Genomic DNA, 24,341 nt, shown 5'->3' with positions numbered 1-24,341 from the left:
CGGCCAGGCAGAATTCAGCCGGATCCCGTCCATAGATCCACCGGCAGCGAGCACACCCTACTCACCATCAAGTGGTAGCGAAAACAGTGGTCCGGAATATCTGGTTCCCACTCATTTAGGCGCAACCGGACTTCAGTCGGCGAGGCTTTTCCATACCGCATCTCGGCAAGGCGCGTTTGGCATATGCCTTTCCTCGGGAGACATCCAGGCGGATTCCCGGGTTGGTTGAATGATGGAAGATGACCTGCCGTTCGGGCGGGGTTCTCCGCATGCATCACCGTCACCTTGCGACAGTACTGACCCCGGCGGCGCAAGCGCGCAATTCGACGGCCCCGACGCCGCCACGATCGACCCCGCGGGCAGATCACCGACGACGGCACAGTCACGTTCACCGGCAGATACCGCTGCTCCTCGCCGTTCCAGCCTGCGCGCCCGGCGAGGCCGCACTCACTCCTTGACGGCTCGGCCGCGGAGAGCGGCTCGTGACGGGGCCGTTGACAGGCTTTGCACGGCCATGACATCTTTCCCGAGCCCAGGTCGGACAACGTTGTCAGCAAGGGGTGCGCACATGCGACGGACAGCCGGTTGGATAAGTACGAGAGCGGCACGGCTGGTGGTCGTCGTCCTGCTGGCCGGCGGTCTGACGGGCCCGGCCGCCGGGACCGCCGGCGCCGAGCCCTCCCCCGTCGCCGACACGACCGACGCGACCGACCTGGTCAACCCCTTTGTCGGCACACAGAACTTCGGCAACACCTTCCCCGGCGCGAGCGCCCCCTTCGGCATGGTCCAGGTCAGTCCCGACACCGGTGGCCAGGGCGGCTACGACTATCAACAGAACAAGATCCACGGCTTCAGCCAGACCCATCTCTCCGGCGTCGGCTGCGGCGTCGCGGGTGAGTTGCCGATGATGCCCACCACCGGCGCGGTCGACCGGGTGAACCCCGACGACTACCGCTCGGAGTACTCGCACGACGACGAGAAGGCCGAACCCGGCTACTACCGGGTGGGCCTGAAGACGTACGGCATCGACGCGGAGCTGACCGCGACGCGGCGCACCGGCTGGCAGCGCTACACCTTCCCGTCCACCGGCGCCGCCAATGTCCTGTTCAACACCGGCAAGGCCAATCAGCAGGTCCACGACTCCGAGGTGCACGTCGTCGGCGACCGCACCGTCGAGGGCCGGGTGCACGCCGGCACCTTCTGCGCCGGCAAGGACGACCACACCGTCTACTTCACGGCCACCTTCGACCGGCCCTTCAAGACCCATGGCACATGGCGCGGTTCGACCCCCGAGCCCGGCAGCCGAGATGCCGCGGGCGAGGGCGGCAACGGCGCCTGGGTGACCTTCGACGCCGGCGCCGACAAGGACGTCGTGGTCAAGGTCGGCCTGTCCTACACCGGTGTGGAAGGGGCCCGGAAGAACCTGGCGGCGGAGACGAAGGATTCGTACGACTTCGACGCCACCCGTGCGGCACTGCACCGCACCTGGGAGGAGCAGCTCGGCTCGATCCGGATCGGCGGCGGTTCACGGGACCGGCAGAGCGCCTTCTACACCGCGCTCTACCACGCGCAGTTGCACCCGAACCTGGCAGGCGACGTGGACGGCCGGTACATGGGCTTCGACCGGAAGCCGCACACGGCCGAGGGCTTCACGCCGTACCAGAACCTCTCCCTGTGGGACACCTACCGGCCGCAGAACCAGCTCCTGGAACTGCTGGAGCCCGGCGTCGCCCGCGATGTCGCGCTGTCCGTCGTCGCGATCGGCAGGGACGGCGGCTGGCTGCCCCGCTGGGCGCTCGCCAACAGCGAGACCAACATCATGACCGGTGACCCGGTGACTCCGTTCCTCGTCGAGGCCTGGTCGAAGGGGCTGTTGGCCGGGCATGAGGAAGAGGCGTACGCGCTGCTGAAGAAGAACGCCACCAGCACCCCGCCCGCGGACTCCCCGTACAACGGCCGCTCGGGCGTGGACTTCTACAGCGAGCGCGGCTACATCCCCTCGGGGCTCGGCACGGGTGAGGACTGCGCCGACAAGGGCGGCGACAACGACTGCAACCACCCGGCGTCGGCCACCCTGGAGTACGCGGCCGCCGACGCCTCGCTGGCCCTGATGGCCGAGGGGCTCGGTCGTCGGGCGGACGCCAGGATGCTCGCCGCGCGCGGTCAGTGGTACCGCAACCTGTGGGACTCCTCGATCGGCCAGTTCCGCCCCCGTACGACGCAGGGCACCTGGGTGACGCCGTACGACCCGGTCGAGGCGGGCCACCAGTTCCACGAGGGCGGCGCCCACCAGTACCAGTGGCTGGTGCCCCAGGACCCGGCCGGTCTCGTCGGTCTGATGGGTGGCAGGAAGGCCGCAGAGAGGCGGCTCGATTCCTTCTTCGTCCACGACAAGCTGCTCACGGACCCCGCGGGCACCGCGCGCAGGGACTGGATCTCACAGCCCTACGACTACTACGGCAAGCCCACCTACAACCCCAACAACGAGCCGGATCTGCACGCCCCGTACATGTATCTGTGGGCGGGCGCGCCCGCGAAGACCGCGACCGTCACACGGGCGGCGATGACGCTCTTCACCAACGGCCCGGACGGCATGACCGGCAACGACGATCTGGGCACGATGTCTGCCTGGTACGTCTTCTCGTCGCTCGGTCTGTATCCGACGATGAGCGGCGCGGACTTCCTGGCCCTGTCCAGCCCGCAGTTCGAGTCGGCGACCGTCCGGATCGGGCAGTACGGCCGCCAGCAGGGCGGCACGCTGAACATCACCGCCCCCGGCGCGAGCGACGACCGGCGCTATGTCCAGTCGGTGGGCCTCAACGGCAAGGAAATAACCGCCACTTGGCTGGACTGGGAGGCGATCGCGCACGGCGGGCGGCTGGCCCACCGGCTGGGGACCGAACCGTCCGCGTGGGGCACGGACAAGAGCGCCGAGCCGCCGTCCGTCAACGCGGCGGCCGGAGCCGACCGGCGCCGGCGCCTCGACGCGTCGCTGCGCACCGCCTCGGACGCGGTACCGACGAGCGACGCCGCGCAGACCGCGCATCTCGCGGTGGACGTCCTGGCCCAGTCGCCGGGCGATGTGCGGGTGTCCGTCGCGGCGAAGGCTCCGGCCGGGTGGGCCGTGAAGGCGCCCTCGTCCGTCACGCTCAAGTCCCGCCGGATGCCGGTGCAGACGACGGTCCCGCTCGCGGTGACAGTTCCGGCGGGCACCGCGGTCGGCTCGTACCCGGTCCGGGTGACGGCCGCGGCCGAGGGCATCCCGGCGGTCGTCCGTACGGCCACGGTGGAGGTGAAGGCCGCGGCGAGGTGCGCGGGCGGCAGCGGGACGGACGAATGCGCCGTGGACCTGGCGGGTGCCCTTAACCATGACGGCACAGCCACGAAGGACCGGTCCGGCGAAGGCGACTTCGACGGCATGGGCTGGAGTTACGACGCCGATCTGCTGCCGAAGGCCGGGGCCGTCACCTGGAACGGCGTCACGTACGACGTGCCCGACCCGGCGGGGACGGCGTCGAACTTCATCGAGGCCCGCGGCCAGGCGCTGCTTCTTCCCGCGGCCGCCCGCTCCTCCCTGCACCTGGTAGCCGCCTCCCACAACGGGCCGGTCACCACCACGCTGACCGTCCGCTACACGGACGGCAGCAGCGGGGACGTACCGGTCACGATCGGCGACTGGGCCGGTTCGACACCGTCCGGCAGCACAGTGGTCCTCGACATGCCGCACCGCATCAAGGACGGGCAGGGCATCGACGGTCCCTCGGTGCGGCTGTTCGGTGACACGGCGCAGCTCGACGCGGCGAAGACAGTGCGTTCCTTGACGCTGCCGGCCGACCCGCGAGTTGAGGTGTACGCGATCACGCTGAGGTGATGAACTCCTCCTAGTCGTCGGGGCCCGGCACCTCACGAGGCTCCAGGGGACGGGTGGCCGGGCCGTGCAGGACCGATCCGTCCGTGCCGAAGCGGGAACCGTGGCAGGGGCATTCCCAGGCCCGCTCGGCATCGTTGAACTGCACCAGGCAGCCGAGGTGCGTACAGCGTGCGGAGAGCGCAGTGGCGTATCCCGCCTCGTCGCGGTAGACGGCGCACCGCCGTCCCTCCAGCCGCACGACGGCTCCGCTGCCGGGCGGGATGTCGGTCACCGAGTCGACATGGCTGGTGTGCAGCCGGTCACCGACGAAGTGTTTGGCGACAGCGGTCTGGAACCGGGCGAGCTGGACTGTCTCACGCACCGGGGGCAGCCTTCGCGGGTCGTACAGGTCGGTCCACGCCGGCCGGCCGCCGCCCGCGATGTGGGCCGTGAGCAACCGGCCCGCCATCACGCCGTTGCTCATACCCCAGCCGCCGAAGCCCGTGGCCACAAAGACGTGTTGGGTCCCCGGATGGGCATGTCCGACGTACGGCAGATGGTCGCTCGAGTCGTTGTCCTGCGCCGCCCACCGATAGGCCATGTCCGCGTCGGAGAAGCCGGGCAGCCGCTGCCGCGCCCAGGCGTCGAGGCGCGCGAACCGTTCCTTCACCTCGCCCGCTCCCGGTTCGAACGACTCCCCGGTGACGATCAGCAGCCGCCGCGTTGCGTCGTAGGGCGCACTCCGCACGGACCGCACCGTGTCCTCCGGGCTGAAGTACATGCCGGTGGGGGCTGCTTCGGCCGGCACCGGTGCCGCGACCACCAGTTCGCGCCGGGGCTTGAGCCGGGTGAAGAGCATGGTGCGGTCGAAGACCGGATAGTGCGTCGCGATGACCGCGTCGCGCGCCTCCACCGACGCCCCGTTCTCGGTGGTCAAGCGGCAGCGGCTGCCGTCGTGGAGCTTGGTGACGCGGGTGCGCTCATGGATGCGGCCTCCCGCGTCCGTGATCCTCTCGGCCAGGGCCAGCAGGAACTTCCGCGGGTGGAACTGGAGTTGCCCCTCGACGCGCACCGCGGCCGCCACCGGGAAGGGCAGTTCCGTCTCGGTCACGTACGACGCGGCGAGCCCTGCCCGCCCGGCGGCCTCCGCCTCGGCCTTGATCTCGTCCGCTCGCCGCGGATCCTCCACATACGTGTGGGCGGGGGCGCGCTCCAGGTCGGCGTCGATGCCGAGGTCGGAGCAGAGGGCGGCTGTCCGGTCGACCGCGTCCTGCTGGGAGAGCGCGTACAGCGCGGCGTCGTCGGCGCCGTGCTTCGCCTCCAGCCGCGCATAGCCCAGCCCGTGCAGGGCGGTGAGCTTGGCCGTTGTGTAGCCGGTCACGCCTGCGGCGATCCGGTCGGCCTCCAGAACGACGACGTCCAGGCCTGCCCGGACCAGGTCCCAGGCGGTGCAGAGGCCGGCGATGCCCGCTCCGATGACGGCCACGTCCGCGGTCGCGTCCACGCCGAGGGGCGGATAGCCCGTGCCTGGTGTCGTGGTCATCCAGTACGACTCGTCAACAGTCGTGCGCTGTTCAGCCATGTCTCCTCGCCCTCCGGGGGGTCTGTCGTCAGGTGTCACCGCGAAGGCGGGGCAGGACGCCGGTGCGGTAGAAGTCGGGGTGGTGGTCCGAGATCGCGAGCACATCGAGCCCGGCCTGCTCGGCCCACCTCGCCTGTGACAACAGCTCGGCCGACGCGAACCCCTCGCTGGACAGGAAGTGTCCGTACGCGGTGGTCATCACGACCGCACTCCCCGCCCCCTGTCGTCGTACGGCCGGTGCAGCAGCGCCCCCAGGCCGCCGGCCGGGACGTCGTCGTGTCCCCGCGACGGCACCCGGAGTGCCTCCGCGCCGGTCACCGCCGCACAGCGCAGCAGCGCGTCGTCCGCGCGCGCCGACGAGGGGTGCGGTTCGCCCAGGTACTGCAGGTCCGCACGGCCTACCGCCAGTTGCTCGGGCTCTTTGCCCACCCAGACTTCGTGGTGCGCGTCCGAGCCCTCGGGCCGGATGAACAGCTCGGCGATCCGGTGCTCGCGTGCCGCGTCGACCAGAGCCGGTATGCCCTCGGCCGTGGCGGCGGGGGCGGCCCGGAAGCGATCCAGCTCCTCTTCGGTGCGCCGGTTCAGATGGTCCTGGCGGGACCGCTCCACATCCTCGTCGAGCAGCCGGGCGGGTGAGCCCTCGGCACGGCCGCCGTGGTCCGTTTCGACGACGCGTGGGCGCAGTGCGACGGGCAGGCGATTGTGGACGGCGCGCCGCTCGCGCAATCCGCCCGCCAGAACGACCAGGTCGGCACCGCAGTCCTCCTGGTTCGCTGCGATCGCCGCCGCGATCTCGTCCGCGTTGGGATCCCAGGTGTCCCAGGAACGCCAGGTGCGCTCCAGGCTGCGCTGGTGCCGGCCCGCGGACCAGTGGGAGATCGTGGTGCGGTGGATGGGCCACCGCTTGCCCTGGGCCTGCCCGACGGCCCGGCTGCCCAGTGGGCTGCGCAGCTCCAGGTCCGCGCCCGTGCGATCGATGTACGCGACGAGGCAGACCGGTTCCTGCACGGCGAGGTCCAGCAGCGGGGCGACGCGCGGAAGCGCCGACCATGAGACGTCCGAGGCGGCCGGCGGCCGATGGGCCAGTGGTGGATCGAGGACGACCTCGCCGCCCGTGGCGAAGACCGCCCGGCCGGACTCTCCCGGGTCGTGCGGCCACGCGGTGAGCGCCTCGTACACCGCGCGGCTGGTGGCCTCGTCGGCCCCTTGTACGGCCAGTTCCCGGCATGCCTCTGTCACCTGGAACTCACGGCGGGAAGGAGTGGACTCGTCGGTCCAGGCGGTGTCGAGGTGAACGCTGGCCCAGGGACCGGGACGCTCATAGAGAGGCGCGAGAAATGCGAGTTGCATGGATTCCTCCCGGAGTGGCCGGGTACTGCGTCCCTGCGGGTACCCGGAAGGTCATGAGTCACACAGCGCCTCCGCCGGAACGGAGAGAGGACAGCCCCATGTCAGCGACTGAAAACCCGGGTCAGGGAATCGACCCGACCCGTCTCGACGATCATGATTTGCTGCGCGAGCTCGAAACCATCCACCGGAGTCGGCACGACACGTTGCTGCACGGTTCGCCTGCCGCGCTCAGTGCCCACAACATCCGGATGGCCCAGTTGGAGGGTGAATATCTGCGCCGTCATCCGCAGCGTCCGGTGTCGCCGGGCAGGACGCGGGCGGGTGCCCGCGCGCGGGAGGAGGAGGAGTGAAGGGTGGCGGCCCGCCCGCCGTATCCCGTCCGACCCCGCCGTATCCCGTCCGACACAGATGGCCGGTCGCCGAGCCGTCAGCTCTTCGCGAACTCCGCGGTGAACGCCGCGTTGAACGCCTTGAGGTCGGCCGGCTTCCGGCTGGTGATCAGAACGTTCGGACCGGCATCGCAGATCCTCACCTGCTCGTCGACCCACTCGCCTCCGGCGTTGCGGATGTCGGTGCGCAGGCTGGGCCACGAGGTCAGCGTCCGGCCCCGCACCACATCCGCTTCGACGAGCGTCCAGGGAGCATGGCAGATCGCCGCCACCGGCTTGCCCGCCTCGAAAAACTCTCGTACGAACGCCACCGCCCGCTCGTCCATACGCAGCGCGTCGGGGTTGGCCACGCCGCCGGGCAGCACGAGGCCGCCGTACTCGTCCACGGTGGTGTCGGCGACCGTCAGGTCGACCGGGAAGGTGTCCGCCTTGTCGAGGTGCTTGAAGGCCTGCACCCGGCCGGACCCGGTCGAGATCAGCCGGGGCGTGTCTCCGGTGTCGGTGACCGCCTCCCACGGATCGGTGAGTTCGATCTGCTCCACGCCTTCGGGTGCCGTCAGAAATGCGACCAACATGCGATCACCCCTCATTGTTCGGGTTTGCGAGGCTGATCTCGGCGAGCGCCGAGTCCGGGTTCTCGGAGACAGCCAGATCTCCGATGCTGACCACGCCGACCGGTCGGCCGTCCTCCACCACAGGCAGCCGGCGCACCGCACGGCTGCGCATCAGTCTGGCCGCGGCCGCGATCCCGTCGTCGGGACTGACGCACACCGGGTCGCGCGTGCACACCGAGCCGACGCTGACGGTCAGCGGGTCGTTGCCGTCCGCGATCACCCGCACAGCGATGTCGCGGTCGGTGATCACTCCGACCAGCCGGTCTCCGTCGGCGACCAGTACGTCTCCGATGTCCTGGGCGCGCATCAGCCGGGCCGCTTCGACCAACGAAGCGTCGGGCCGTACCGCCACCACTCCGAACGTCATGACTTCCCTCACGAACTGTGCCATGGCTGCTCGCCCGCTCTCCCTGGCTTTCCGGCCCTTCGGTCGGAGACTGTGAGACCCCGCCTGAAGTACCCCGGGCAGGCTGTCCCATGCCTCCGGAAACAACAGAAGATCTCAAGGCTCCCGGTTTGAAAGCTCCGGGGCCGGGGACTCGATGAACCGGCCGAGCGGCCATGGGATGAAGCACAGAGCCTCGGGCGCGGACGGCGGTCCGCGCCCGAGGCGTTTGTGCGTGCGCACGAGGCTCGGTTCGTCGGGCCGTCCGTTTCCCCCGACGGCTGCGGGGCACCCGCCAGCTCCGTACGGAGCACGACACGAAGCACGACAGCACGACAGAAGGAGAAGAGCGGCATGACTGTTATGAAGAGCACCCTTCCCGAACCTGCACGTCAGGTCACCGGGGACGCGCTTCAGGGCACGCTCGTCGACCTGCTCGGGCTCTCGCTGATGGCCAAGCAGGCGCACTGGAACATCGTGGGACCGCGTTTCCGCAGCATCCACCTCCAGCTCGACGAAGTGGTCGCCACGGCACGCTCCTACGCGGACACCGTCGCGGAGCGCGCGTCGGCACTGGGCATCTCCCCGGACGGGCGCGTCGGGACGGTCGCAGAGACCGGTTCGGTGTCCGAGACCAAGGAGGGCTGGCTGCAGGACACCGAAGTGGTGTCTCTGCTGGTCGAGGCGTTGGGCGAAGCGGTCGTACGGCTGCGCCAGCGGATCGCCGCGACGGAGGAGTCCGACCTGGTGACCCAGGACCTGCTCATCCAGATCACGGCCTCGCTGGAGAAGCAGCGCTGGATGTTCCAGGCGGAGAACTCGCCGCTCTGACGAGCGTCAGCAGCCGCCGTCCGGAGGCTGCGAAGTCGCTCAGCCCCTTGAGGAAGGCGATCAGGTCCTTGGTGAAGGCCTGCTCGTAAGCAACGACGCCATTGAGGCGGAGGTGCTCGATCAGCTTGGGCCAGGTCGTCGGCTTAGGTGTCCATGTCGTTGCCCTGCCAGGGCTGACCGGAGCGGCCGTGTCCACGCCGGTCGTGGGCGATGGCGCGGAAGCCGTTCTCCGCGACGAGGCGCAGCTGGTTGTCCCAGGCATCGGCGTTCAGCGGCCGGCCGCTCTGTTCGCCCGCGTGCGCGACACTTGCGCCTCAGTGGTCGTCCCAGTGCCCTTCGTGGTCAGCGTGCCGGTGACCGTCGTGCACATAGTCGACGTGGTCCCCATGGGGCACCGCCACGTGTCCGCATCCCTCGCCGTGCTGGTGCGCGTGGTCGCCGTGAGTGGTGTGCCCGCCGGCCTCGCACTCGTCCACATGGTCGTCGTGGACCCGGTGGAGGTGCCCGTCGTGGGAGTAGTCCACGTGGTCCCCATGCGGGATCGCGACATGGCCGCAGCCCGCATTGTGCTGGTGCACGTGGTTGGGATGGGGGGCGTGTGCAGTAGTCATGAGATTCCCCGGTTGCCTTTCTGAGCCCAGCAGCGGACGTACGTTTTGCGCCATTGGCTCAATTCTCCTTGCCGGCGAGACGTGCCGCAGCGGCTAACACGCCAGGGATCACCCGGTCGTATGTTCGCGTCTCAGCGTGCCCGGTTCAGCTCGAAGTCCTGATTATCGTGATGCTCTGTCACGGACAACCGGAGCAGACATGCACAATACGGAAGAACTGACGGACCGACCGCAGAGCGAACAGACCGTTGCCCCGATCCGGCACTACGCGTATCACCGCCGTGGCCCCTCTGCCGTCGTCGCCTGCGCACTCTGCCTGCTTCTCCTCGTCGCGCTCGGCCTACTGTCCGGCGCCGACGAGTGGCTGACGCACCCCGGCTTCCGGGCGTGGCAGACGATCTGCGTGGCCATCGCCGTGCAGGCTCTGCCGTTCCTCTTGCTGGGCACGCTGATCTCCGGCGCCGTCAACGCGTTCGTACCGGCCCATGCGTTCAGCCGGATGCTGCCGCGCAACCCTGCGCTCGCGGTGCCGGTGGCGAGTGCGGCCGGTGTCGTGCTGCCGGGCTGCGAATGCGCGTCGGTGCCGGTCGCGGGGAGCCTGATCCGGCGCGGCGTCACACCGGCGGCCGCCTTCGCGTTCCTCCTCTCCGCGCCCGCCGTGAATCCGATCGTGCTGGCGTCCACGGCCGTGGCGTTCCCCGGCAGTCCGGAGATGGTCGCCGCCCGGCTGATCGCCTCGTTGGCCACGTCCGCCGCCATGGGCTGGCTGTGGCTGAAACTCGGGCGCTCGGACTGGCTGCGGATGCCGCCCCGGCATACCGGCCATCAGGCCGGGAACAGCCGGTTGGAGGAGTTCCGGCTGGGCTTCCAGCATGACTTCCTGCACGCCGGCGGGTTCCTGGTGCTCGGTGCCATGGCGGCTGCGACATTCAACGTCACCGTGCCGCGCTCGGTACTGGAGACCTTCTCCGGGTCGGCCTGGCTGTCCGTGCTCTTCCTCGCCGGGCTGGCCGTCGTCCTGGCCGTCTGCTCGGAGGCGGACGCTTTCGTGGCCGCCTCACTGACCGGCTTCTCCCCCACCGCCCGGCTGGCGTTCATGGTGGTGGGCCCCATGGTCGACCTCAAGTTGATCGCTCTGCAGGCGGGGACCTTCGGCCGGGCCTTCGCCGTACGGTTCTCAACGGCCACGGCCGTGACGGCAGTCGTGTGCAGCGCGCTCACCGGGTGGTGGCTACTGTGAAGCGGACCGTCCAGGCGGCGCTGCTCCTGCTCACGGGGGCAGGGGTGCTGCGCGTCTCCCTGTTCAGCGACATCTGTCTGCGCTACGTCAAGGAAGGTCTCCAGCCCTTTCTCATCGTCTCCGGCATCGCCCTGGTCGGTCTCGGCATTGTCGGCGCGGTACGCGACGGACTCCCGTTCCCCGAGAGGCGCCGCTCGGGCGACGCGCACCACAGCGAAGCCACGCACGTACAGGACGGGCGGGGACATGACGGGCACGGACACGATCACAGCCACGGTCCGCGCATCGCCTGGCTGTTACTCCTGCCCACGCTCGCCCTGCTGTTCTTCGCACCGCCGGCACTGGGCTCGTACACCGCCGCGCGCGACAACGCCAAAGTCGTCGAGGACTATTCACGTTTCGAACCCCTGCCGTCGCGCGATCCGGCGCCGCTCTCGCTGACGGAGTTCATCGCCCGGGCGCAGCAGGACCAGAGGCAGAGCCTCGAGGGGCGCAGCGTACTTCTTTCAGGCTTCGTCACACCCGGCACCAACGGCACATGGGATCTGACCCGGCTGCTGGTGGCCTGTTGCGCCGCGGACTCCCAGTCCCTGACGGTCACCATGCACGGCGTGAAGGCGCCTCCTGCCGACACCTGGGTGAAGGTCACCGGCACCTGGCACCCGGACGGCACGCTGGGCACACCCTCCGCGGGCCTCGCCCTCGACGTGACCTCTCTTCAGCGGACCCCACAGCCTCCCAACCCTTACCTGGACCGGGCTCCGCTCACCGACTCCGCTCAGTCACAGGCCGGTTGAGTGAACGGCAACGTCGAGCCCCACCGACCGCTCCCCCTGTTCGTGCTTCAGGCCGGGGCCGCCGGGGGCACGATGCCGCGAGCGATGCCCAGGTCCACGAGGTCCTGCGGGCGCAGGCGAAGCTGGTCGGCCGTCGCACGAGTCGCCTCGGGCCCGCGTTTGAGGATCGCGGCGGCCAGCTCCGGAGCGATGACGGAGAAGTAACTGTCCGGCGTGACCCAGGTGTTGTGGGGTGCCGCGAGCGCGAGTGCGCCGCCGGAGCCGCCCTCGCCGATCAGCAGGCTGGTGACCGGCACGCGGGCGGTGGCCACGGCGCCGAACAGGTCCGCTATGGCGGCGCCCGCTCCCGCGCGTTCCGCGTCGGCGTCATTGGCGGCGCCTGGTGTATCGATCAGGGTGAGCACCGGGACGGACAACCGGTCGGCGAGGCGGATCAACCGGGCCGCGGTGCGGTAGCCGGCCGGGAGTGTGGGGGTGCCGCACTGGGCGGCGTAGGCGATGGTCCGGCCCTCGCGCAGGCCGAAGCCGCAGAGCATCCCGCGGTCGGCGCCTCCGCAGCGGTCGCCGTTGATCGACTCGCGGGTCTCGAAGTACGCGTCGAGATAGGCGGCGGCATGGGGGCGGCCGGGGGAACGGGCCTGGAACACCGCGTCCCAGCCGGTGGCGGGGAGTCCGGCACGGCCCAGGGCCCGGGGCGGCGGCGCGGGCCGGAGGAAGTGGCCGGACTCGGCCGCGTCGGCCGCGGCCGACGGCCGCCCGGCGGCATCCGCGGCGGCGGGCAGCGGCGTCGAGGAGCCGCCCGCCAGCAGCCTCAGCCATCGTTCCAGCGTCCTGGGCAGCTCCTCCTGCCGCACCACCGCGTCGACATGGCCCGCCGCCCATTGCGCCTCGGTCGTGTAGGCGTATGGATCCGCGTCCGGCGGGCGTACGCGCGAGCCGGCGAAGCCGATCTGGGCGCCGGGCAGCGCAAGGATCACGTCCGCGCCCGCGCCCAGCGTGGCCCAGCCGCCGCCCGTGGTCGGGTCGCGCACCACGGCGACCTGCGCCAGCCCCGCCGCGCGGGTCAGTGCGGACTGCCGTGCCACGCGCTGGAGTTGGGTCAGGGCGCGCATCCCCTCCTGCATCCGGCTGCCGCCGGTGGCGATCAGCGAGACGACGGGCAGCCGTCGCTCTCGCGCATGCGTGTGCGCCGCCTCCAGCCGGTCGCCGGTCCGCTCGCCCAGCGATCCGCCCAGGAAGCCGAACTCGAAGGAGATCAGCACCGCTTCGGTGGCCCCGACCGGGCCGCTGCCGCAGACGACGGACTCGTGTTCGCCTGTGCGTTTCGCGGCGCGGGCACGCTGCTCGTCGTATCGCTGCCAGGCGATGGGGCCGTCGGGGGCGGACATGCCCTCGGGAACGGGAAGTTCGGTGAAGGCGGACGTCACCCGGGCTATGGCATCGCGGGCCGTGAGGGGGTCAGCCATGGAGGGCCCGCTTCATGACCTTACCCATGTCGTTGCGCGGCAGGGCGTCGAGAAAACGCACGTCGCGTGGGCGTTTGTGCGGGGCGAGCTGCGCTGCGACATGCGCGGACAACTCCTCGGGCGCGGGTGGCCCGGACGGGTCGGCCGGCACGATCCAGGCGACGATCCGCTCGCCCAGGTCCGCGTCCGGCTCCCCCGTCACCGCCGCCTCCCGTACGCCGGGGTGGTCGAGCAGCGCGTTCTCGATCTCGCCCGCGCCGATCTTGTAGCCGCCGCTCTTGATGAGGTCGGTGGCCTTTCGGCCGACGATCCGGACATACCCGTCGGCGTCGAGGCTCGCCATGTCCCCCGTACGGAACCAGCCCCCGTCGAAGGCCGCCGCGGTCGCGTCGGGCCGGTTCAGATACTCCGTGAAGAGGTTCGGTCCGCGCACCTGGATCTCGCCGATGCCGTCGCTCTCGTCGACCAGCCGCAGCTCAACTCCCTTGAGGGGCAGGCCGACCGTGCCGGGACGCGGCTCGCCGCCGGCCCGGACGGACTGCCGGGGGTCCGGGGGTGTCCACCGGGTCGAGCACAGCATGAGTGTCTCGGTCATGCCGTAACGCTCGATGACCGTGCGGCCGGTAGCCGCCGCGATCCGCTCGTGGTCGTGCACGGGCAGCGCGGCCGAGCCGGAGACCAGCAGCCGGGCTCCGGCCAGGGCCTTCGCGAGCCGCGGATCGCCGGGAAGCGCCTCGGCGATCCGGTGATACATCGTCGGCACGCCGAACAGCATCGTCGCGCCCGACTCCAGCTCGCGTGCCACGCCTTCCGTGCTGAACCGTCCCAGATGCCGCACCGAGCCGCCGCGGCGCAGCGGGCCGAGGATGCCGAGGATCAGTCCATGGACGTGGAAGAGCGGAAGGCCGTGGACGAGGACGTCGTCGGAGGTCCACTGCCAGGCGTCCTCGAGGGCGTCCAGGGTGGAGATGATCGCGCGGCGCGGCAGCACGGCACCCTTGGGCGGGCCCGTGGTGCCCGAGGTGTAGACGATGAGGGCGGGGGCATCGGCGGACGGCTCCGGCGGCAGCGATGCGCGCGCCGCGGTGGTCTCGATGTCCGTACGCGGCAAGGCGCTCAGAGCCGGGGGCAGTTCGGCCCCCGGCTCCGCCAGTACGAGTGACGGCGCACTGTCCCCGACGATGTGCGCCAGCTCGCGCTCGCCGGTCTTCGGGTTGAGCGGTACGGCGGGCACACCCGCAAGCAGCGCGGCCACCACGCCCACCGCCGTCTCCAGGGTGGGCGTCGCCCAGACCGCGACCCTGCGCGCATCGGTGATCCGGGCGGACAGCGAGCCTGCCGCCGCGGCCAGTTCGGCGTGGGTCAGAGACCGGTCGCCGAACCTGAGGGCGGGCAGCGGTGACCGGGCGGCGAGGGCGGGGAAGAAGAGGGACACGCGTCGTACTCCTTGCTGTCGGCGAGTCTGACCGGTCGTCCGAGGCCCGGCATCACGATGATCCCTCCGTACCCCGTCCGCTGGGTGAAAACCGGCTACGACGCCCGGTCGCCGGGTGCGTACCCGACCACGACCAGCGCCGGTCGTCCGACGTGCCCCCAGCCGTCGAACCAGGCGGGCAGCGGCGGCATGGCGAACCCGGCGTCGTCGGCGAGGAGTTTCCGCAGTGCCGGTACATGGGCCCGCTCCCAGCCCGTCCATCTTCCGGGCGCGCCGCAAGGCCGCTACGAAGGCGAGCTCCACGCTGTCCCGCCGCAAGTAGCGCAACTCCGGGTCTCCTCCAAGGCCGCCGGGTCACCTTGGCGGACCGCGGCCGGCAGTTCCGGCTCCGGGAGCACGTCCACGTCATCCATCGCGAGCACATCACGGTGGGGCGCGGCGTCCGCACCCCACCGCCTCTCAACCTGTGATCCGGAACGAGTCGATGTGATCAGTGCCTTCCGTGCGTGCGCGTCAGCGCATCGGGGAGATGCCCGCGTCACCGCGAGCGCCTGCGCGGGCCCGGACGCGACGGGGTGCGCCGACGTCCATGGCGGCCATGGCCAGGCCGAGCAGCAGAGCCACGGCGCCGACGATGATGTTGTTGACGATGGTCCGAGTCGTGTCGACGTTACCGACGACGACCCACGGAGAGATGATCGTCCATGCTCCGATGGCTATCGCGCACCAGGCCATGGCGTGTGTCCGCTCGTATGCCGAGCCGAACCCGCCCATGCACAGCACATAGGCGGCGCCGGTGATCAGGTTGCACACGGCCAGCGTGGTGAGGCCGTTGAAGCCGACTATCCACGGCGATGCTGCCAGGTACAGGCCGGTCAGCAGGGCCAGTGTCTCGATCGCCTGGGCACGGGGGGTGGTGGTCGCCCGTTCGAACCGGGAGCGCATCTCGGCCAGATCGGGGTGTTGCTCGATGCTCGGATGGGTGGTCATTGCGGGCCGCCTCCATTCAGAAGCCTTTATCTGCCCTTTAACTCTGATATAACGCTTCCTCCGGCACCCCAGTCAACCGGTGCGCACAAGCACATTTGGCCGGTGCTTCTCCGGCCGCTCCGCGGGTGCCCGGACCTGGCGGGAAGAGCACCATGGGGGCATGGACGGACGCATCGGTGACATCAGTGCACCAGGGCGCGTCGCGGCACGAGACGAGGGCATCGGCCTGGACGAACTGGCCCTCGCGGCCCGCAATCACGGGCTGCCGCTGGAGGCCATGCGCTATGACCTCACCCCTGCCGGACTGCACTACGTCCTGGTCCACTACGACATCCCCGCGGCCGACGCCGACGGGTGGGAACTGACCGTCAGCGGCCGGGTGCGCACTCCGCTGACGCTGGACATGGCGACGCTGCGGTCCTTCCCGGCGGCGACCCAGCGCGTGACGATGGAGTGCGCGGGCAACGGCCGGGCCCTGCTCTCGCCGCGCCCGGTGAGCCAGCCCTGGCTGGTCGAGGCGGTCGGCACGGCCGAGTGGACCGGGGTGCCGCTGCGCGCCCTGCTCGCCGAGGCCGGGGCGGGTGCGGATGCCGTCGAGGCGGTATTCAGCGGAGCCGACCACGGCGTCGAGCGCGGTGTCGAGCAGGACTACCGGCGCAGTCTGCCGTTGCCTCTGGCCATGAGCGACGATCCGGAGGTGCTGGTGGCCTACTCGATGAATGGAGGTCCCCTGCCGCCGCAGCACGGCAGTCCGCTGCGGCTGATCGTCCCCGGCTGGTACGGCATGGCGCACGTGAAGTGGCTGCGCGACATCGCCCTCACCGACACCCCGTTCACCGGCTTCCAGCAGAGGGTGGCTTACCGCTACCGGCAGCAGGCCGACGATCCCGGCGAGCCTGTCACCCGGATCGCGCCGCGAGCCCTGATGATCCCGCCCGGGTTCCCCGACTTCATGTCCCGGGCCCGCGTCGTACGCCCCGGTGAGGTGCCGCTGGAGGGCCGGGCCTGGTCCGGGCACGCCATGGTGACGAGGGTGGAGGTGAGCACCGACGGCGGCGGTTCCTGGAGCGAGGCCGAACTCGCCCCGCCGGACGGGCACCGTTGGGCCTGGCGGCGCTGGCAGTCCTCGTGGACCGCCGCGCCGGGCAGCCATGTGCTCAGCGTCCGCGCCACCGACGCCGATGGCCGTACTCAGCCCCTCACCCAGCCGTGGAACCGCGGCGGCTTCGCCAACAACCTGGTCCAGCGGATCTCCGTACTGTGTCTGGAGAACGACTAGCTCTTCACGACGGCGGCAGCGCCTGCTCGGCCCAGATCGTCTTGCCCTCGGTGGTGTGCCGCGAGCCCCACCGCATGGTCATCTGCGCGATGAGGAAGAGACCCCGGCCGCCTTCGTCGTCGCTGCCGGCGTGACGCAGATGGGGTGAGGTGGATCCTGTGTCGGAGACTTCGCAGATGAGCGTCTGGTCGCGGATGATCCGCAGCTGAATCGGGCCGGCGGCGTACCGCACGGCATTGGTGACGAGCTCGCTCACCACCAGCTCGGTGGTGAACACGAGTTCGTCGTCGAGGCCCCACTCTCCGACCTGCTCGGCGACCGCGGCTCGGGCCCGGCCGACCTCCTCCGGGTCGGGCGCCAGCTCCCACTCGGCCACCTGGTGACGGTCCAGCGTGCGCGTGCGTACGAGCAGCAGCGCGGCGTCGTCGTCCACGGAACCGGGCAGAAGCCTCTCAACAGCGCTGTCGCACAGTTCCTCCAGCGGGCGGCGGTGGTCGGTGAGGACGGCGCGGAGCCGGTCGAATTCGGTGTCGAAGTCCCGGCCGCGGCCGCGGACCAGGCCGTCGGTGAACAGGGCGACGAGGCTGCCTTCGGGCAGTTTCAGTTCCGCGCTCTCGAAGGGCAGGCCTCCGAGGCCGAGGGGCGGGCCCGCGGGCAGGTCGGGGAAGGTGACCGAGCCTGTTGCCGGGTCGACGACGGCAGGGAGGATATGGCCGGCGCGCCCCATTCTGCAGAGTCCGGACACCGGGTCGTAAACGGCGTAGAGGCACGTCACCCCGAGCCCGTCGTGGTCGGTCGCGCTGTCGCTGTCGATGAGGGCGGCGGCCTGCTCGTCGGCGGTCTGCCCGATCAGGTCGTCCAGGCGCGCGAGGAGCTCCTCGGGCGCGAGGTCGAGGCGGGCGAGCACACGTACGCTCGTGCGCAGCCGGCCCATGGTGGCCGCGGCGCGCAGACCGTGGCCGACCACATCGCCCACGACCAGACCGACCCGCGCGCCGGGCAGGGCGATGACATCGAACCAGTCGCCGCCGACGCCGGCCTTGCTGTCCGCGGGCAGATAGCGGTACGCCATTTCGAGGGCGGTGAGCTGCGGCAGCGTCTGCGGAAGCAGGCTGCGCTGAAGCATGAGGGCGGCGGCGTGCTCACGGGTGAAGCGGCGGGCGTTGTCGATGCATACGGCGGTCCGGGCGACCAGCTCGTCGGCGACCGCCAGCTCACCGGTGTCGAACGGGTCGGGGTGGCTGTCCCGCGCAAAGGTGACCACTCCCAGCGTGGCGCCCTCGGCACGCAGGGGCACGACCAGCAGCGAGCTCGGCGGCGGTCGCCCGGCACCTGCCTGTGTGAGCACCCGGCGTTCCACTACGGACCGTCCCGAGGCGAGGCTGCGGGCCTGGGGCGAGTCCGGCGGGAAGTCGATCCGCCGGGCGGTCCCGGCTTCGTTCGGGCCCGCCCGCTCCTCTCCCGGCGCCTCCTCTCCCGGCGCTCCCCACACCCGGACCACGCTTTTCGGCTCACTGCCCGACGTGGGCTGATCGCCGCCAAGGACTTCCTCCAGGAGGTCGACCGTGACCGCGTCGGCGAACTGCGGGACGGTGACAGCGGAGAGCTCCTGCGCCGTGCGGCCCATGTCCAGGGTGGTCCCCACCTGTCCGCCCGCCCGGACCAGCAGGTCCAGTCGCTGCTGCGCGAGATAGCGGGCGGTGATGTCCACCGTCTCCTCGCACACGCCCAGCGAGGAGGACCCGGCGTCCTGCAGCCGGTAGTAGGAGCACGACCAGACGTGGTCGTGGTCCGGGTCCACGGGCGGGCGGCCCCGGTAGTGGAGTTCGATGACGGGCTCGCCGGTGGTGAGCACCCGCCGCATGATCTCCTCCAGCGTCGCCGGATACCGCGGGGACAGGACCTCGCCGTGGGTCACCATGTCGTCCGGGCCCATGCCTTCGTACTGCGAGTTGCCCATCTCCTGGAGCAGGGCGAAGTTGGTCCACACCACCCGCAGCCGCGTGTCGTAGATGGCCAGGCCCACCGGTGACTGCGTGGCCAGGCCGCGGAGCATCGCCTGCAGGGCCTCCCACTGTTCGGTCTCGTCCGCGTCGGCCAGGCTGAGCAGCCGGGCGGGCCCGGCTCCCGTGTAGGCCAGCGGAAGCACCGCGGTGGCCACGCGGAGGGTACGGCCGTCCCGGTGCCGCATGGGCAGCACCTGCCGGCGGGAGAACGGGGCGCCCGGAAGGTCCGCGGCCGTGCTATGCCCGGCCGCGGGGTGCACCACCAGGGCGCCGATCGGGTGCCCGAGCACTTCATGCGGCGGGTAGCCCAGCAGTTCCTCGGCCGTGGGGCTCCAGCCGACGACGGTGCCGTGGGCGTCCAGCACGGCCGTGGCCGCTCTCGTGACGTCGAGGGGGCCGCGGAAGCCGCGATCCTCGGCTGCGTTCAGTGTGCTCATGGCACCCGCCTCGCTCCGGCCCGGGGCCCGTGTGCTCCTGAGGCCTCGGCCCAGCGGGCGGCGAGCAGCAGTGCGATGTCGTCGGGCCGGTCGGTGGCGTGCCGGGCCTCGCGGATGAGGCGGTCCGCCGTCTCGGCGAGAGGGGACGGGCCGGCTTCGGCGAGTGTGCTGCACAGCTGGTCGATGCCGAGGTCGATGTCGCTTCCCGGCTGCTCGACCAGTCCGTCGGTGTACAGCGCCAGAACCTCGCCCCGCGCGAGCCGCAGTTCGGCGACGGGGTACGCCGCGCCGGCGTCGACGCCGAGCACGACGCCGCCAGGGAGGTCCAGGACCTCGGTGCGGCCGTCGACGTGTCGCAGCAGGGGCTGTGGGTGCCCGGCCCGCACGGCGTGGGCCAAGCCGGATGCCGGGTCCAGGACGATGTAGCAGCAGCTGGCGAACTGGCCGGGATCGAGGTCGATGAGCAGCCGGTTGGTGCCGGTCATCACCTCCTGCGGATCATGCCCGCTGAGGGCGAAGGCGCGTACGGCACTGCGCAGTTGGCCCATGGTGGCGGCGGCGGCGACGCCGTGTCCCTGTACGTCTCCGATGGCCAGGGCCAGCCCCCGGCCGGTCTCGACGACGTCGTACCAGTCGCCTCCGACGTCCATGCCCTGGGTGCCGGGGAGGTACCGCCCGACGGTGTCCACGTGTTCGACCACGGGCAGCCGGTGCGGCAGCAGGGCGTCCTGCAGGCCGCGGGCGAGGGCGGCCTCGGTGTCGTAGCGCTGGGCTCGCTGGAGGGCCTGCGCGATGAGTCCGGCCAGCGCGGTGAGGACGGTGCGCTCTTCGGGGCTGAAGCCGCGCGGCTGGTCGAAGCCCAGGATGCAGGAGCCGACGGGGCGTCCGGATGCGATCAGCGGCAGGAAGGCCCTGGCGCCGACGTTGGCGTCCATGGGGATGCCGGGGTAGGCGGCGGCCAGGCTTTCCATGGACTCGAAGAAGATGGGGCGGCCGGAGGTGAGGGTCTCAACGCCGGGCAGCCGGGCGTCGAGCCCGACGCCGTCGAAGCGGTCGAGGAAGCCCTGCGGGAAACCGGTCTCCCAGGCGAGATAGAGATGTCGCTCGTTCAGGAGGTAGATCGCCAGCTGCCGGCCGCCGAACGCGGGCAGCAGTTCCTCCGTGACCACGGCGGACACCTGGCGGGCGGTGACGGCCTCGGTCAGCGCGATGGCCAGGGCGACCGGGCGGTACAGCGCGGAGGCGCGGTCGGCCGCGGAGCCGAGTCCCACGCCCGGCAGGACGGCGGACTCCGGCGTGGGCACGGGCTGTTCCTCCTCGGCGACAGTGAGGGTCACTCCGTCGTGGCCGGGGTAGAGCGCGACCGACATCCACTGCTTGGACGCGCTCTGGGCCATGAAGTGGACGGGCTCGTGGGAGATCAGTGCGGCTCGGAAGTGGTCCTCGTGGCCGGGGTGCCCGAACCACGGCAGCGCCTCCCACAGGACGCGCCCGGCCAGCGCGGACCGGGCGTGGCCGAGCAGGGTCTCCGCGCTTTGGTTGATGTGGACGATCCGGCCGAGACGGTCGAGCGAGAAGATGCATTTCGGGAGCCGGTCGGTGGCTTCGGCGGCGATCGGCCCGATGCCGAGGTCCACGAGGAAGCCGTTCAGATGGCTGCCGGGGCCGTCGGACTGCGGGAGCGCGCGGCCCGAGATCTCCAGCAGGTGCGGTCGGCCGTCGGGGCCTCGCAGCCGCATCCTGCGCGCCACCGGCCGACCCGACTCCACCGCCTGCCGGGCGATCGCCCACAGTCCGTACACGTCCTCCGGTGCCAGCCGCTCCGCAAGCACCTCAATGGTGCCGGGGAAGCCCGCGGGGTCGGTGCCCAGGATCGCGCACAGTTCCGCGTCGGCGGATACGGAGCCACTGTCGAGGTCCCAGTCGAAGTGACCGATGCGCACAGGCGGCGTGCTGCCCGCGGGCAGCTGGACAGAGACCGGTTCACCGTCCCACTCGATGAGCGGTCCGTCGGCGCCCAGCTCCGCGAGGATGCCGCCGAGCCGCCTTGCGGCGACTTTCAGCCGACGGCGGTCACTCTGGCTGACCGGTCTTCCGGGAGTGGCCCGGCGCAGCACGACGAGCACCCCGTACTTCTCGCGGTCGCCGACGACCGGCTCGTACAGGGAGCCGAAGGGGTACGGCATGCCCGCCATCAGCTGCGGGAAGCGGCGCATGGCTTCCTCTGCGTCGGCGAGATGGATGGCCTGGCCCGATCGGTGGGCCTCTGCCACCGGGAACGGACGGTTCACATGCATGCGCCACCAGGGACGGAAGAGCCGGGCGGGCAACCCGGCGAGCACGGCGAGGCGGAGCAGCCCCTGCGTCCGGGAGCGCAGATAGATGGCACCTGCGTACCCGCCGACCGATTCGATCGCGCTGACGGCGGCCTGTGCGAGCACCAGGGCCAGTTCGTCCGGAACTCGGCCGGTGGTGTTCGGTGTTCCGGGCGTCGGACCGCGCTCGCTCGGCGGTGCGTTCCCGGCCGCCCCGTACCAGTTCACACAGCCAGCATGCTCCCCCGCGGCCGTGCCGCGCATCTCTATGACCCGCCCGCACTGTCGGCCAGCGGTCCACCGAATGGGACATTTCGCCCGCCTGCCGAGTAAAATTGCATACAGGAAGTTTTCTCTTCAAATTTCCTGCGAGCGAGCCTGGAGGTAACAGTGGATGTCCTCGTGCTCATCGGCCGCATTCTCTTCTGCGTCCTGTTCCTCAACTCGGCGGTCGGCCACCTCACCAAGACGAAGGCCATGGCCGGTTACGCCGCCTCCCGTGGCGTTCCCGCCCCCGTGGCGGCGACCGCGGGCAGCGGAGTCCTTCTCCTCGCCGGCGGGCTGATGGTGCTGTTCGGGGTCTGGGCCGACCTGGGCGCGCTGCTGCTGGCGGTCTTCCTGGTCCCGACGGCGCTCCAGATGCACCCCTTCTGGAAGGAGACCGACGAACAGGCCAGGACGGTGGAGATGATCACCTTCTTCAAGGACCTGTCGCTGGCCGGTGCGGCGCTGATGCTGCTGGCCTTCTTCTCGTACGCGGGCCACGATCTGGGGCTCACTCTCACGGGTCCGCTCTTCCACATCAGCTGACGCACCCCTCTACGCAGGGGGTTTGAGCGGGTCGTGCCCGACCGACATCAGGCGGTGGCGCAGGCCCGGATCGCTGCCCCGCGGATCGCTGCCCCCCGGATCGTCGTCCCGCTGGGCGCCGACCGCGTCCACCACCTCGTACATCACGCTGATGTCGTCATTGGTGAGGTCGGCGCGGCGCTTGTGCAGAATGCCGAGCACATGCTGCCCGGTTGGACTGCCGTCGTGTTCCGGCAGCGGCTGTGCGCTCTCGTCCGCTTCGTACGCGGTCAGCCAGGCGCTCAGCTCCTGCGAGGTCATGTTGACCACACGGTGGAACTCCGCCCAGAGCGCGTCGAGTTCAAGGATGTCGATGTCGGCCACAGGTCCTCCCGGGGTGTGCGCGGCCTCATGGGACGGCGGTCTTTTCGGACAGCTGTCTTGTCGGACGGCGGTCTTCAGCTCGGACAGCGGTCTTCAGCGGCGGTCTCAGACCGTGGAGGAGAGGCCACGCAGCGTCTCGAGCACCTCTTGGTCGGAGACCTGGCCGAAGTCCGCATACCACTGCCCCACCGACTGGAAATTGTGCGGCTGGTGCAGGCACATGAGGTCGTCGGCCTCTTCCTTCAGTTCCACGGCGCTGCGCGAGGCGCAGACCGGTACGGCAAGGACCAGCCGTCCGGGGTTCTGGCGGCGCAGATGGCGCAGCGCGGCACGCGCGGTGATGCCGGTGGCGAGGCCGTCGTCGACCAGGATGACGGTTCGGCCCTGCACCTGGGGTTCGGGCCGCCCGCCGCGGTAGAGGTCGTCGCGACGGTGCAGTTCGAGTCGTTCCATGGCCACCTCCGCCGCGAACTCCGACTCGTCCAGGCCCAGGACTTCCAGCGCGAGGCGGTCGAAGACGGGCGGGTCCTCGCCGACGATCGCCCCGATGCCGACTTCAGGTGCGCCCGGGGCACCGATCTTGCGGACCACGAGGACGTCCATGGATACGCGCAGGGCCCGGGCGACCTCCGCGGCGACGGGCACACCGCCACGAGGCAGAGCGAGCACGATTGCTTCGGTGAGGTCACCGTCCGCCGCCCATTCCAGGAGCCTGACGCCGAGCTCCTGGCCGGCGTGCCGTCGATCGTCGAATCGCATGGCGTCCCTCCCTAGCGGCCGGCGTCCGACGAGCGTGCACCCGGTTCCGCCATCCTGCGGTGCGCAACCGCCTTCAGGCTGTCGGGGAGAACCCTGTTGGCGAGCCCCTGGACCTTGGTCCTGGCGGAGCCCGCGACGAGCTTCTTCCTCCCGGCCATGAGCGCCTCGAAACCCTGCCGCGCCACCAGCTCGGGATCGTCCTTCGGCTGCCGGCCGACCTTTGTGTCCTCCATGCCGGCCCGGTGGAAGAACTCCGTCTCCGTCGGGCCCGGCATGAGGGAAGTGATCGTCACACCCGTGTCCTTGAGTTCGTTCTGCAAGGCCTGCGCGAACGACTGGATGAAGGACTTCGAGGCGTTGTACACAGCCTGGAAGGAGCCGGGCACGGTCGAGGCGATGGAGGAGGTGAACAGCAGCCTGCCCTCGCCACGGGCGACCATGTCCGGCAGCAGACGCTTCGCCAGCTGCACGGTCGAGGTGATGTTGAGGTCGATGATGCGGATTTCGTCCGCGAGGTCGGTCTCGACGAACGCGCCGCCCTGGCCGACACCCGCGTTGAGCGCCGCGGCCGCGACCGGCCGGCCCGTGGCCGCGACGACCCGGTACAGCTCCTCGACGCCGCCCTGCGCGGCCAGATCGGCCTGGACCACCTGGACCCCCACGCCGACTCCGCTCGCCCGGACCTCGTCCGCCGCGAGGTACAGTTCGCCGTCCTCCGCGGCCAGTACGAGGTCGAATCCGTGCTCCGCGAACTGCTTGGCCAGTTCGAATCCGATGCCGCTCGATGCACCTGTGACGACGGCCAGTGGCTTGGTCTCGTTCATGCACCTCG

Annotated in this window: 21 protein-coding genes and 1 pseudogene; 7 read left to right on the top strand and 15 right to left on the bottom strand. The window is 70.7% G+C overall.

The genetic code is table 11. The features are described from left to right. Positions 1–568 precede the first annotated feature (568 nt). Positions 569–3,871 carry a GH92 family glycosyl hydrolase gene (locus tag ACFYWY_RS12815; RefSeq protein ID WP_389184098.1) on the top strand — a complete coding sequence of 1,101 codons (3,303 nt, stop codon included), beginning with the start codon at positions 569–571 and terminating at the stop codon, positions 3,869–3,871. A gap of 10 nt (positions 3,872–3,881) precedes the next feature. Here ACFYWY_RS12815 and ACFYWY_RS12810 read toward each other — a convergent pair whose 3' ends face one another. From ACFYWY_RS12810 to ACFYWY_RS12800, 3 genes are read right to left on the bottom strand one after another with little or no spacing between them, the layout of a single operon-like run. Continuing rightward, positions 3,882–5,432, bottom strand: coding sequence for an FAD-dependent oxidoreductase (locus tag ACFYWY_RS12810; RefSeq protein ID WP_389184095.1), 1,551 nt, complete (start codon positions 5,430–5,432; stop codon positions 3,882–3,884). A gap of 28 nt (positions 5,433–5,460) precedes the next feature. After that, positions 5,461–5,634, bottom strand: coding sequence for a hypothetical protein (locus tag ACFYWY_RS12805; RefSeq protein WP_389184093.1), 174 nt, complete (start codon positions 5,632–5,634; stop codon positions 5,461–5,463). Then, complete coding sequence (locus tag ACFYWY_RS12800) at positions 5,631–6,782, bottom strand: hypothetical protein (RefSeq protein WP_389184090.1); 1,152 nt, start codon at positions 6,780–6,782, stop codon at positions 5,631–5,633. Before ACFYWY_RS12800 ends, ACFYWY_RS12805 begins: the two co-directional genes overlap by 4 nt. Positions 6,783–6,880: 98 nt before the next feature. Between ACFYWY_RS12800 and ACFYWY_RS12795 the strand changes: the two genes are divergently transcribed. Continuing rightward, entirely contained in the window at positions 6,881–7,132 is a 252-nt protein-coding gene (locus tag ACFYWY_RS12795) for a DUF6158 family protein (RefSeq protein WP_389184087.1), read from the top strand. 77 nt (positions 7,133–7,209) lie between these two features. Here ACFYWY_RS12795 and ACFYWY_RS12790 read toward each other — a convergent pair whose 3' ends face one another. After that, positions 7,210–7,746, bottom strand: coding sequence for a type 1 glutamine amidotransferase domain-containing protein (locus tag ACFYWY_RS12790; protein ID WP_389184084.1), 537 nt, complete (start codon positions 7,744–7,746; stop codon positions 7,210–7,212). Positions 7,747–7,750: 4 nt separating this feature from the next. Next, entirely contained in the window at positions 7,751–8,176 is a 426-nt protein-coding gene (locus ACFYWY_RS12785; RefSeq protein ID WP_389184081.1) for a CBS domain-containing protein, read from the bottom strand. A 348-nt stretch (positions 8,177–8,524) separates the two neighbouring features. Between ACFYWY_RS12785 and ACFYWY_RS12780 the strand changes: the two genes are divergently transcribed. Continuing rightward, positions 8,525–9,001, top strand: a complete 477-nt coding sequence (locus ACFYWY_RS12780) for a Dps family protein (RefSeq protein WP_389184078.1) — start codon at positions 8,525–8,527, stop codon at positions 8,999–9,001. Positions 9,002–9,147: 146 nt separating this feature from the next. Here ACFYWY_RS12780 and ACFYWY_RS12775 read toward each other — a convergent pair. Both ACFYWY_RS12775 and ACFYWY_RS12770 read right to left on the bottom strand, forming a co-directional pair. Continuing rightward, positions 9,148–9,282, bottom strand: a pseudogene (locus ACFYWY_RS12775) (alpha/beta fold hydrolase); the annotation flags it as partial. A gap of 33 nt (positions 9,283–9,315) precedes the next feature. Continuing rightward, the gene (locus ACFYWY_RS12770) at positions 9,316–9,612 is read right to left on the bottom strand and encodes a hypothetical protein (RefSeq protein WP_389184075.1); all 297 of its coding nucleotides are present in this window, start codon (positions 9,610–9,612) and stop codon (positions 9,316–9,318) included. A gap of 199 nt (positions 9,613–9,811) precedes the next feature. Here ACFYWY_RS12770 and ACFYWY_RS12765 point away from each other — a divergent pair, with 199 nt between their 5' ends. Further along, positions 9,812–10,852, top strand: a complete 1,041-nt coding sequence (locus ACFYWY_RS12765) for a permease (protein WP_389184072.1) — start codon at positions 9,812–9,814, stop codon at positions 10,850–10,852. After that, entirely contained in the window at positions 10,849–11,649 is an 801-nt protein-coding gene (locus ACFYWY_RS12760; RefSeq protein WP_389184069.1) for a TIGR03943 family putative permease subunit, read from the top strand. Before ACFYWY_RS12765 ends, ACFYWY_RS12760 begins: the two co-directional genes overlap by 4 nt. 47 nt (positions 11,650–11,696) lie before the next feature. On the opposite strand, the gene ACFYWY_RS12755 is transcribed toward ACFYWY_RS12760, so the two are convergent. From ACFYWY_RS12755 to ACFYWY_RS12745, 3 genes are all read right to left on the bottom strand, one after another. Further along, positions 11,697–13,115 (bottom strand): carboxyl transferase domain-containing protein, encoded by a 1,419-nt coding sequence (locus ACFYWY_RS12755; RefSeq protein ID WP_389184067.1) that lies wholly within the window; start codon positions 13,113–13,115, stop codon positions 11,697–11,699. Then, positions 13,108–14,550, bottom strand: coding sequence for an acyl-CoA synthetase (locus ACFYWY_RS12750; RefSeq protein ID WP_389184064.1), 1,443 nt, complete (start codon positions 14,548–14,550; stop codon positions 13,108–13,110). The genes ACFYWY_RS12755 and ACFYWY_RS12750 overlap by 8 nt, the downstream gene beginning before the upstream one ends. Positions 14,551–15,063: 513 nt before the next feature. Continuing rightward, complete coding sequence (locus tag ACFYWY_RS12745; protein WP_389184061.1) at positions 15,064–15,540, bottom strand: SPW repeat protein; 477 nt, start codon at positions 15,538–15,540, stop codon at positions 15,064–15,066. 160 nt (positions 15,541–15,700) lie between these two features. Here ACFYWY_RS12745 and ACFYWY_RS12740 point away from each other — a divergent pair, with 160 nt between their 5' ends. Further along, entirely contained in the window at positions 15,701–16,819 is a 1,119-nt protein-coding gene (locus ACFYWY_RS12740) for a sulfite oxidase (protein ID WP_389184058.1), read from the top strand. 4 nt (positions 16,820–16,823) lie between these two features. On the opposite strand, the gene ACFYWY_RS12735 is transcribed toward ACFYWY_RS12740, so the two are convergent. Together ACFYWY_RS12735 and ACFYWY_RS12730 are read right to left on the bottom strand one after the other, a co-directional pair. Next, complete coding sequence (locus ACFYWY_RS12735; protein ID WP_389184056.1) at positions 16,824–19,262, bottom strand: SpoIIE family protein phosphatase; 2,439 nt, start codon at positions 19,260–19,262, stop codon at positions 16,824–16,826. Next, positions 19,259–21,841 (bottom strand): SpoIIE family protein phosphatase, encoded by a 2,583-nt coding sequence (locus ACFYWY_RS12730; RefSeq protein WP_389184054.1) that lies wholly within the window; start codon positions 21,839–21,841, stop codon positions 19,259–19,261. Before ACFYWY_RS12730 ends, ACFYWY_RS12735 begins: the two co-directional genes overlap by 4 nt. 126 nt (positions 21,842–21,967) lie before the next feature. Here ACFYWY_RS12730 and ACFYWY_RS12725 point away from each other — a divergent pair, with 126 nt between their 5' ends. Beyond that, a complete protein-coding gene (locus ACFYWY_RS12725) occupies positions 21,968–22,387 on the top strand; it encodes a DoxX family protein (RefSeq protein ID WP_389184051.1) in 420 nt (139 codons plus the stop codon). A gap of 9 nt (positions 22,388–22,396) precedes the next feature. Here the strand turns inward: ACFYWY_RS12725 and ACFYWY_RS12720 are convergent, their stop codons facing one another. The 3 genes from ACFYWY_RS12720 to ACFYWY_RS12710 form a co-directional block, all read right to left on the bottom strand. Beyond that, on the bottom strand, positions 22,397–22,750 hold the full coding sequence (locus ACFYWY_RS12720) for a DUF3140 domain-containing protein (RefSeq protein WP_389184049.1): 354 nt from the start codon (positions 22,748–22,750) through the stop codon (positions 22,397–22,399). A gap of 105 nt (positions 22,751–22,855) precedes the next feature. Continuing rightward, complete coding sequence (locus ACFYWY_RS12715; RefSeq protein WP_389184046.1) at positions 22,856–23,509, bottom strand: phosphoribosyltransferase; 654 nt, start codon at positions 23,507–23,509, stop codon at positions 22,856–22,858. A gap of 11 nt (positions 23,510–23,520) precedes the next feature. Then, complete coding sequence (locus ACFYWY_RS12710; protein WP_389184043.1) at positions 23,521–24,333, bottom strand: SDR family NAD(P)-dependent oxidoreductase; 813 nt, start codon at positions 24,331–24,333, stop codon at positions 23,521–23,523. Positions 24,334–24,341 lie beyond the last annotated feature (8 nt).

The organism is Streptomyces sp. NPDC002870, assembly GCF_042888505.1.
Lineage (GTDB): Bacteria > Actinomycetota > Actinomycetes > Streptomycetales > Streptomycetaceae > Streptomyces.
The sequence above is the reverse complement of the archived record's forward strand: the minus strand, read 5'-3'. Positions and strand labels throughout refer to the sequence as shown.